This window comes from Rhodobacter sp. NTK016B (assembly GCF_017303295.1).
Taxonomy (GTDB): Bacteria; Pseudomonadota; Alphaproteobacteria; order Rhodobacterales; family Rhodobacteraceae; genus Pararhodobacter.
Window position 1 is genome coordinate 19,948 of record NZ_JAFKOK010000025.1, and the last position, 9,765, is coordinate 29,712.

Consider the following 9,765-nt stretch of genomic DNA (forward strand, 5'->3'; position numbering starts at 1 on the left):
GGTCCTTTACGTGCGGCTCAATTGCGCGGCGGGGGCCAGCGCGTCGTGAAGCGGAGTGGTTGCGCCCGCCATGGCCTCGGCCAGCAGGGCGGCGGTGGTCGGGCCAAGGGTCAGCCCCTGATGGCCATGTCCGAAATTGACCCACAATCCGGTTTGCCCCGGCACGGCGCCGACCATCGGCAGCATTCCGGGCAGGCAGGGTCTTGTGCCGAACCATTGCGGCGCCTCGACGCGCGGGCCGAGTTCGATCAGGTCCTGCACCTGCCGCTCGGCGCGTCTGAGCTGTCTTGGATCGGCGGGGGCATCCTGCGGCACCAGCGCAGCGCCGGTCGCCATGCGCAGCCCGTCGCGCATGGGCGAGAAGACGACACCGTTATCGGCGTCGAGAAACGGGCGGCGCGGGCGGCGGGGCGCGTTGTAATGCGCATGATAGCCGCGCTTGAGCACCATCGGCACGCGCAGCCCGAAACGCCGCAACGCCACCCCGGTCCAGGGCCCGAGGCACAGAACGGCCTGCTCTGCCGTGACCGGTCCGTCCGGCCCGTCGATGCGCCAGCCGTTCGGCGTGGCCGACAGGGTGTTCGCATCCGCCTGCACGATGCGCCCGCCGTTCCGCTCGAACAGATCGGCATAGGCGGCGGTCAGCGCGCCGGGATCCGAGACGCTCCAGCTTTCCGAATAATGAACCACACCCGCCGGCGCGACCTTCAGCGCGGGCTCTTCGCGCAGCCATTCGTCGCCGCTGAGCACGCGCGAGACGATGCCATAGGACGTCGACAGACGCGAAGCATTGGCGGCCTCGGCTTCGAATTCGGCCGGCTTGCGGAAGACCAGCGCCAGACCGTCGCGGGTGATCAGGTTCTCGGTCCCCGACGCCGCGATCAGCGGCGCGTGATCGCGGGTCGAGCGCTTGGTCAGCTGCGAATAGACCGCACCGATCGCGGCGCGGCGCGACGGCGCCGAGGCCCGCCAGTAGCGCCAGAGCGCCGGCGCCATCGAGGCAATCCCCGAGGGCGACCAGACAAGATCGTTCGTGCGCCCGAGCGCGTAGCGCAACAGCTCGCCGGGCGCGCGCGGCATCGCGTAGGGTTCGGCGACTTCGACCTGAATGACCCCCGCATTGCCGAAGCTCGTCTCGCGCCCCGGCGTGGTGCGATCGGCCAGCGTGACCGCGTGGCCCTGTTCCTGCAATGCCAGCGCGGTGGAGACCCCCACCATCCCGGCCCCGAGAACCAGTATTTCGGACATGTCGTGCTCTTTCAGGTTGCGCGCCGCTCCCCCCGGCGCGGCGGATCAGGCTTTGGCGATGACGGTGATCTCGACCTTGGCGTCGATCATCAGGTCGGCCCGAACGGTCGTACGGACCGGCAGCGGGTCGGCGAAGAACTGGCCATAGACCTTGTTGAACGCGGCGAAATCGGCGGTGTCGGTCAGGTAGCAGGTGCACGACACCACGTTGGCCAGCCCCAGACCCTCGGTTTCCAGCGTCGCCTGAATGCGGTTCATACAGTTGCGCGTCTGCGCCTCGATCCCGGCGGGGATGGTGCCGTCGGCATCGAACCCAAGCTCGCCCGACAGATAGACCGTGCTGTCGATGCGGCGGGTCTTGGAGAACGGCAGTTTGGGAAGAGAGCTCATGGTCGTATCCTTCTTGTCAGGGTTTTGCGGGTTGGTTCGGCGCGCGCGCCGAAAGGCCTTCGATCAGCAGGTCGAGCAGAAAGTCGAACCCGCTGGCGTAAGAGACGTGTTTGCCGTTTTCCCAGCGCAGGACGAAAATCCGGTTCGAGACTTCGGGCAACACCGAATGGGTATAGGGAAACAGATCGGGGTCGATGGCGGCGACGCGCTCGGCGAACAGGGCTTCCCATTCATTTGCCTTTTCATCGGGCGCGGGCGCGAATTCCATCGTCACGAAACCGCACAGCCCGCCGATCAGCGCGTTGAACGCGTCGCGCATCCCCGGCCCGCGATAGCCGGCGTCATGCAGCGCGGTCAGCACCGCCTCGACCAGCGCAAGGTTCGCGACCCCGTTCGACTTCAGCTGTGCCCCCAGCAGCGGCGCGACATTGGCGTGGTCGCTGACCGCTTCGCGATAGGACTGGAACACCGTGCGCAAGCGGTCCTGCCACGGTTTGTCGCGCGGCAGGCTCTGGCTCACCTCGGCGGTGAAGCGCGCGGCGACTTCGCCGAACAGATCCTCTTTCGTGCCGCCGACATGCCAGTAGATGTTGTTCGGAGAGACCCCCAGCGCGCGGGCCAGCTCGCGCATCGAGAAGGCGTGCAGGCCCTTCTCGTCGATCTGCGCGATGGCGAAATCGACAATCCGCTCTTTGGTCAGACCCACAGCCGCCGCGCGGCCGCGCAGCTTCTTGTTCTTTTTTTGGTCAGTTTCTTCGCTCATCTCCACCACACTGCAAAATTCTTGGGCACAATCGAATAATTTCTTGCAAATGGGCGCCTGTTCCATTCACTTATAGAACACCGTGCAATTGGAAGATCAACAAAACTCGACACGGCGCGGCCCACTTTTTTCCACGGCCATCATTCCAGCGCCGACAATCCTACACGACAGGGAGCGCCCATGGCCGCACTACCGATCCTCTTTTTGTCAATCACCCTGCTGCTGGGCGGTGCGGTGCTGGCGCATCTGATCGGGGCCGCCTCGGTGCTGTCGTTCTTCGCGGCGGACCGGGCGCGGTTCCTTGCTGCGGCCCCGCAGCGGATCATCGCCCATATCGACCTGTTCTCGATCATGTCGATGCCGCTGTTCATCCTTGCGGGCGAGATCATGAACCGCTCGGGCGTGACCAAGGCGCTGATCGACCTCGCCATGGCGCTGATGGCGCGGCTCAAAGGCGGGCTGGGGCATGTGAACATCCTGACCTCGGTCTTCTTCGCGGGGATTTCGGGCTCGGCCATGGCCGATGCCGCGTCGGTGTCGAACACGCTGGTCCCGGCGATGCGCAAGGCGGGCTATACCTCCAGCTATGCGGGGGCGATCACGGCGGCGTCGTCGGTCATCGGCCCGATCATCCCGCCCTCGATCATCATGATCTTCTACGGCGCGCTGATGAATACCTCGGTCGCGGCGCTGTTTATCGCGGGCATCCTGCCCGGCCTGCTGATGGCCGGCGCGCTGTTTGCCGCCAATGCGTGGATGGCGCATCGCTACAACCACCCGTCGGGCGAGCGTGTACCGCCGCGCGAGATTCTGCGCCGCTTCATCTATGCGCTTCCCGCGACGGTCATTCCGGTGATCATCCTGTCGGGCATCGTGTTCGGCATCATGACCCCCACCGAAGCGGCGGGCGTCGCCGTATGCTGCGCGATCATCGCCGGCATGATCTATGGCCAGATGTCGATCCGCAAGCTGATCGAAAGCCTCGAGCGCACGGCGGTCCTGTCGGGCTCGATCTTCATCCTGCTCTCGGCGGTGGCGATCTTCGGCTATCTGGCCGGGCTTGAACAGATCCCGGCCCGGCTGGCCGAGCAACTGATCAATCTGGGCTTCGAGGGCTGGAAATACCTGCTGCTGCTGAACTTCGTGTTCCTGATCGCGGGCATGTTCCTTGAGGTGCCGGTGGCTCTGGCGCTGCTGGTGCCGCTGCTGGTGCCCACCGGGATCGAGATGGGTGCGGACCCCGTGCATCTGGGGATCGTCATCATCGTGAACCTGACGCTGGGCATCGTGACGCCGCCGTTCGGCGCGGCCCTGCTGGTCGTCTCGGCGGTGTCGCGCACGCCCTATTGGGCCATTGCCCGGGCGGCGGCGCCGTTCCTGCTGGTGCAGTTCGGCGTGCTTTTGCTGCTGACCTTCGTGCCGGAAATCAGCCTGTTCCTGCCGCGCATCACCGGCTTCGTGAATTGAGGATCTGACGATGGCATCCGTGTTTTCTTCCGACTCTGTCCTCGCCCGTATCGCCGAGCGCGTCTATGCCGTGTCCGAGGCGATCAACTGGCTCGCGCGCCGCGCGGCGGGGCTGTTCTTTCTGGCGATGCTGGCGACGATGATGCTGCAAGTGATCGCGCGCTACGCCTTTTCGTCGCCCCCCTTCTGGACCGAGGAGCTGGCGCGCTGGCTCATGGTCTGGGGCGGGCTGCTGGGCGCGTCCTGCGCGTTCCACACCCATGCCGACCCGGCGATGGTTCACCCACCGTCGAACGTGCTCTGGCGGCTCAAGGCGCAGGCCTTCTCGCGCTTCGTGGCGTCGTGGCTCTTCTTCCTGCCGGTGCTGTGGTTCACCTATCCCTTCGTGCTGCGCCAGATCGGCCGCACGTCCGAGGGGCTCGAGGTGTCGACGGCCTGGATGGCCTCGGCCCTGCCCGTCGCCCTCATCTTGATACTCTTCCACGGCCTCGCGGGACTTGGCGCCCTCGTGTCGCCGCGCGTTCTCGCACGCGAAACCGACTACGCCACTCAATTCTCATCTCATACGACGGAGTGACCATGACCTTTTCCTTTCGCCCCCTGACCGCCGCCGCGGCGCTGGCCTTTGCCTTTGCCGCCCCTGCCGTTCATGCGCAGTCGATTGCGATCGCGCTCGATTCGACCCCGGATCGTGAGACGCAGGGCAGCTATCGCTATGTCGACACCATGCTCTCGCATCTGCGCGACATGGGCTGGGACACCGAGGAATTCCCGCGCGACTCGATCGGCGGCGAAGACGAGCGGCTCGACCAGATCCGCGCCGGTATCCTCGATATGTCGATGTCGAACTACGCCGTGACCTATCAGTTCGTGCCCGAAATGCGGGTGATGCAGCTGCCCTACACCTTCACCAATTCGCGCCACGTCTACGATTTCTTTACCGAAAGCGACTATCTCGCCTCGGTGAACGAGCAACTGGCAGCCGAAGGAATGCACGTTCTGGCCATCGTGCCGACGGGCGGCATGCTGGGCATCTTCAACAACCAGAAAGAAGTCCGCTCGGTCTCGGATATGGAAGGCCTGCGCATGCGCGCGCTGGACGCCAACCAGCTGGAAATGTTCCGCATGATGGGCGCTGACGGCGTCGTCATCCCGTTCTCGGAAGTGCCGAACGCGCTGCAAACCGGCATCGCCAACGGCTATGTCAACGCCTCGGTCGTGCCGCTGGCCTTCGGTCAGACCGACCTGTTCACCAACTTCACCGATGCGCGCGTGATCATCTCGGCCCGCGTCGCGCTGGCCTCGACCGCGTGGTGGGACGGCCTGTCGGACGAACAGCGCGCGCAGGTTGAAGAAGCCTCGCTCGCCGCGCTGCAGGACGTGTTCGACTGGGTCGAAACCTCGCAGGAAGAATCGATGACGGCGCTCGAAGAAGCCGGGATCGCGGTCTACCGCCCGAGCGCCGAAGAACTGGCCACCTTCCGTGACGCCACCGCCGACATGGCCGAGCTGCTCGACAACGTCGACCCGGCCCGGATCGAGGAACTGCGCGGCATGGTCGCCGACCACACCCCCGAGTAATCCCTCGCCGGATCAAGAATTCGAAGGGCGCCGTTTACCGGCGCCCTTTTTCATGCGCGGTTGCGGTCCGATCCTGCCACCACGGCAACGCAAAACGCCCCCACGGCCGGGCCGAGGGGGCGTCAGGTGGCGTTGTAATCCGCTCAGAAGCTCAGGAAACCGGGCGCTTCGGACAGCGGCGGCGCGGCGCGCAGGGCGGCCAGATCGGGCCCGCGCGGGGCCAGATCCGGGATCGACGCGACGATTGCTTCGATCTCGGCGGCCACGGCCAGCACCGCGCGGTCGGCATAGCGGCGCCCGACGATCTGCAACCCGAAGGGCATCCCGTTCGCGTCATAGCCGCAGGGCACCGTGATCGACGGATGCCCGGCAAGGGTCGAGGCATAGGCCATCGCCAGCCAGTGGTAATAGCTCTGCGTCGGCTTGCCGTCGATCTCGGCGGGATAAAGCTCATGCCAGTCGCGCGGGCTGACCGTCACCGCCGGGGACAGGATCACGTCCCAATCGGCGAACCAGTCCTGCCAGCGGTGGTAATAGGCCGTCTGATCGGTGAAGGCGGCGGCATAATCGTCGGCGCCGTAGCCCCGCCCTTCGATCACGTTGTCGCGGACATTCGGCCCCACCTTGTCGGGATGCTGGTCGTAGCGCGCCCCGTGGGTCGAAACGAACAGAAGCCCGCGCAGCACCGCGAAGATGCGGTCGGCTCTGCTGCAGTCGGGCGTGGCATCCTCGACCCGGCCCATGAAGGGCGCAAGCGCCGCGACAGCCTTGCGGAAATGGTCGCGCACAATCGATTCCGTCGGCGCAAAGCCGTAATCCTCGGTCGTGGCTATACGCAGGGCGGACAGATCAACAGGCGGCAGCGCGGTGAAATCCGACGGCGCCCAGGCGGTGCGGCCATCGACCACGGCGGTATAGGGATCGCGGCCATCGGGACGCGCCAGCACCGACAGCATCAGGCCCGCATCCTCGACATTGCGCGCCATCGGCCCCGAGGTCGAGAGCGGCACAAGGCCGACACCGCGCGTATTGCCCGGCACCACGCCGGGGCTGGGACGAAAGCCCACCACACCGCAATAGGCCGCCGGATTGCGCAGCGACCCGCCGGTATCCGAGCCCGTGGCCAGCGGCGCATACCCGCAGGCGAGAGCCGCCGCCGATCCGCCCGAGGACCCGGCGCAGGTGCGCGTCAGGTCATAGGGATTGGCCGTCGCGCCATAGACCCGGTTGCGGGTATTGCCGCCCGCGCTCCATTCCGGGTTGTTGGTCTTGCCCATCGGGATCGCGCCCGCGCCACGCATGGCGGTGACCATCGCGTCGTCCTTGGTCGCGATATTGTTCACGAACAGCTCAGAACCGAAGGTCGTGGGCAAACCCTTGACGTCGATCATGTCCTTCACGCCGAAGGGAAGGCCATGCAGCGGACCCAGCGCTTCGCCGCGCGCCTGGGCGTCATCCGCCGCGCGCGCCGCCTTGCGCAGCCCGTCGAAATCGCGCGCCACCAGCGCGTTGACCGCGTGATCCACCGATTCCACCCGCGCGATGCAGGCCTCGGCCAGTTCCTCGGCACTCAGCGCCTTGCGGGCGATGGCCCGGCGGGCCCCGGCTGCCGACAGATCCGCGGGATCGGTGGCGTCTGGTCTGGTCATCTGTCGCTCCATATCTGCACCCCGAACGAGGCGCCCTTGTTCGTCACTGACCGCGCGCGATGTCGCGATAGGTCTCGCGCAAGGCGGCTTTTTGCACCTTGCCCATCGTGTTGCGCGGCAGCGCGTCGATCACCACGTAGTGGCGCGGCTGCTTGAACCGCGCGAGCGTGCTGTCCAGCGCCGCGCGGATCGCGTCGATATCCGGCGTGGCGCCCGCTTCAGGTACCAGAACGGCCAGCACGGTCTCGCCGAAATCCGGATGCGGCACACCCACCACCGCGCTTTCCAGCACCCCGGGCTGCGCGTCGAGCTCCAGCTCGACCTCTTTGGGGTAGATGTTGTAGCCGCCCGAAATGATCAGGTCCTTGCCGCGCCCCACGATCGAGACATAACCGTCCTCGCTGATCGCCCCCAGATCGCCGGTGATGAAAAACCCGTCCGCGCGCAGCTCTTCGGCGGTCTTCTCGGGCATGTTCCAATAGCCGCTGAAGACGTTCGGGCCGCGCACCTCGATCATGCCGACCTCGCCCTGCGGCAGCTCGGCGCCCGTGGCCGGATCGGTCACCTTGACCTCGATGCCGGGCAGCGGCAGCCCGACAGTCCCCGGGCGGCGGTCGCCCTCATAGGGGTTCGAGGTGTTCATGTTGGTTTCCGTCATGCCGTAGCGCTCGAGAATACGGTGGCCGGTGCGCGCCTCGAACTGGCGATGCGTTTCCTCCAGAAGCGGCGCGCTGCCCGAGATGAACAGCCGCATCCCCGCCGTGACCGTGCGATCAAGCCGCGGATCGGCCAGCAGCCGCGTGTAGAAGGTGGGCACCCCCATGAGCGCAGTCGCGCGCGGCATGTGATCCAGCAAGGCCGGCACATCGAGTTTGGGGAAGAACACCATGCTCGCGCCCGCCGACAGGCTCACATTGGTCGCCACGAACAGCCCGTGGGTGTGGAACACCGGCAGCGCGTGCAGCAGCACATCTTGGGACGTGAAGCGCCACAGATCGACCAGCGTCTGCGCGTTCGAGATCAGGTTCGACTGAAGCAGCATCGCGCCCTTGGACCGCCCCGTCGTGCCAGAGGTGTACAAAAGCGCCGCCAGATCCTCTGCCGCGCGCTCTTCGACCGGGCGGATCGCGGTCACGTCGCGCGCCAGATCGGTCAGACGGCCCTTCCCCGCCGCATCGAGCGTCAACACACGGCCGCCGATCTTGTCCGCGATCGGCGTCAACACCGCCGCGTCTTTCGGATCGCAGACCGTCAGCGCCGCGCCGCTATCGGTGACGAAATATTCCAGCTCCGCGCCGGTATAGGCGGTGTTGAGCGGCAGGAAGACAAAACCGCCCCGCACGCAGGCGGCGTAGAGCATCAGAGCCTCGGGCGATTTCTCGACCTGTACCGCGACGCGGTCGCCCGGCTTCAGACCCAGATCTGCCAGCGCGCTGGCCATCGCCGCCGCGCGGGTCAGGAAATCGCGATACGCGATCTCGGCGCCATCGGGTAGATAGAGAAACGCCCGGTCGCTTCCCTCATGCGGGGCGAACAGGCTGTCATAGAGCGGGTTGGTCATTGTGTTCTCCTTTCCGGCTCGGGCGCCTGGGTCCGATCGCCGGTGGCCGATGAGACGTCTCGCGCGCATCCGGCACCGCGACGGCGCCGGTGTCGTCTCCCACGGCCTGAAATCCGCACCGTTGACAGGCGACAAGCAGCGATCACGGCCTCTCTAGCAAGAATTGCACTTTATGCAAACAATATTGTATGCAATCTTCATCGTTGCGCCGCTTTCGGCGGCTGGCTAGGCAAGGTTATGGCTCGGGATCACGTCGAACGCATCGAAAGCGCCCTGCAGGACGCCATTTTCGAGGGGCGCTATATCGATGGCGAGCGCCTTGACGAAACGCGGCTCGCGGCCTTGTTCGGCGTCTCGCGCACCCCGGTCCGCGAGGCCCTGCGCCGCCTCTCGGCAACCGGGCTGGTCCAGCAGCACGCCAATCGCGGCGTCTTCGTGCGCCAGCCGGGCCCGGTGGATCTGTACGAGATGTTTCAGGTCATGGCCGAACTCGAAGCCTTCTGCGCGCGACTCGCCAGCAGCCGGATCACGCCCGAGAAAATCGCGGCCCTGCGCGCCGCCAACGAGGCCTGCGCGGCGGCGACGGAAACCGATGACGTCGACCGCTATTACGAGGCGAACGAGACCTTCCACCGCCTGATCTACGATGAAAGCGGCAATGGCTTTCTGGCCGAACAATGCCGCGCGCTGCAAAAACGGCTGCGCCCCTATCGCCGCACCCAGCTGCGCGCACCGGGGCGTCTGAAGCAATCGCTCGCCGAACATCGTCAGGTCATCGACGCGATCGCAGCCGGGCAGCCGGAGCAAGCCGCTACGGCGTTGCGCGCCCATGTCTCGGTGCAGGGCGAAAAGTTCCACCGGCTGATGAGCGCATGGCGCGCGATGGCCGCGCCAGCCAAACCGCGCGAGGACTGACCCGCAACGCCGTCGCGGCACGACCGGCATGGCAACCCGGAACGGTCCGGCACTCACCGGCTGTTACCCACAAATACCCGATTGATATATACAACAGCACCCCCTTACTGTGCGCCTGACATCAGTGGGGAAGGATCGCCATGACGGAAGCCATGCAGGAAAGCAAACACAGCCGGGTTCTGATCATCGGG

At 66.0% G+C, this 9,765-nt stretch carries 9 protein-coding genes; 4 read left to right on the forward strand and 5 right to left on the reverse strand.

Annotated features, from left to right (window positions below):
- Positions 1-6 precede the first annotated feature (6 nt).
- Genes JI664_RS22725 through JI664_RS22735 form a run of 3 tightly spaced genes read right to left on the reverse strand, consistent with a single transcriptional unit; the run spans position 7 to position 2,401 of the window.
- Positions 7-1,248 carry an NAD(P)/FAD-dependent oxidoreductase gene (locus JI664_RS22725; RefSeq protein ID WP_207016073.1) on the reverse strand — a complete coding sequence of 414 codons (1,242 nt, stop codon included), beginning with the start codon at positions 1,246-1,248 and terminating at the stop codon, positions 7-9.
- Positions 1,249-1,293: 45 nt separating this feature from the next.
- Complete coding sequence (locus JI664_RS22730; RefSeq protein ID WP_207016074.1) at positions 1,294-1,638, reverse strand: RidA family protein; 345 nt, start codon at positions 1,636-1,638, stop codon at positions 1,294-1,296.
- Positions 1,639-1,654: 16 nt separating this feature from the next.
- Positions 1,655-2,401: a TetR/AcrR family transcriptional regulator gene (locus JI664_RS22735; RefSeq protein ID WP_207016075.1), complete on the reverse strand. Its 747-nt coding sequence runs from the start codon at positions 2,399-2,401 to the stop codon at positions 1,655-1,657.
- 180 nt (positions 2,402-2,581) lie between these two features.
- Between JI664_RS22735 and JI664_RS22740 the strand changes: the two genes are divergently transcribed.
- From JI664_RS22740 to JI664_RS22750, 3 genes are read left to right on the forward strand one after another with little or no spacing between them, the layout of a single operon-like run.
- Positions 2,582-3,868 carry a TRAP transporter large permease gene (locus JI664_RS22740; protein ID WP_207016076.1) on the forward strand — a complete coding sequence of 429 codons (1,287 nt, stop codon included), beginning with the start codon at positions 2,582-2,584 and terminating at the stop codon, positions 3,866-3,868.
- Between the two features lie 10 nt (positions 3,869-3,878).
- Positions 3,879-4,445 (forward strand): TRAP transporter small permease, encoded by a 567-nt coding sequence (locus JI664_RS22745; RefSeq protein ID WP_207016077.1) that lies wholly within the window; start codon positions 3,879-3,881, stop codon positions 4,443-4,445.
- Between the two features lie 2 nt (positions 4,446-4,447).
- Positions 4,448-5,449, forward strand: coding sequence for a TRAP transporter substrate-binding protein (locus JI664_RS22750; RefSeq protein WP_207016078.1), 1,002 nt, complete (start codon positions 4,448-4,450; stop codon positions 5,447-5,449).
- A 143-nt stretch (positions 5,450-5,592) separates the two neighbouring features.
- Here JI664_RS22750 and JI664_RS22755 read toward each other — a convergent pair whose 3' ends face one another.
- Both JI664_RS22755 and JI664_RS22760 read right to left on the reverse strand, forming a co-directional pair.
- A complete protein-coding gene (locus JI664_RS22755) occupies positions 5,593-7,098 on the reverse strand; it encodes an amidase (protein ID WP_207016079.1) in 1,506 nt (501 codons plus the stop codon).
- Positions 7,099-7,141: 43 nt separating this feature from the next.
- Complete coding sequence (locus JI664_RS22760) at positions 7,142-8,659, reverse strand: malonate--CoA ligase (protein ID WP_207016080.1); 1,518 nt, start codon at positions 8,657-8,659, stop codon at positions 7,142-7,144.
- Between the two features lie 237 nt (positions 8,660-8,896).
- Here JI664_RS22760 and JI664_RS22765 point away from each other — a divergent pair, with 237 nt between their 5' ends.
- Entirely contained in the window at positions 8,897-9,574 is a 678-nt protein-coding gene (locus JI664_RS22765; protein WP_207016081.1) for a GntR family transcriptional regulator, read from the forward strand.
- Positions 9,575-9,765 lie beyond the last annotated feature (191 nt).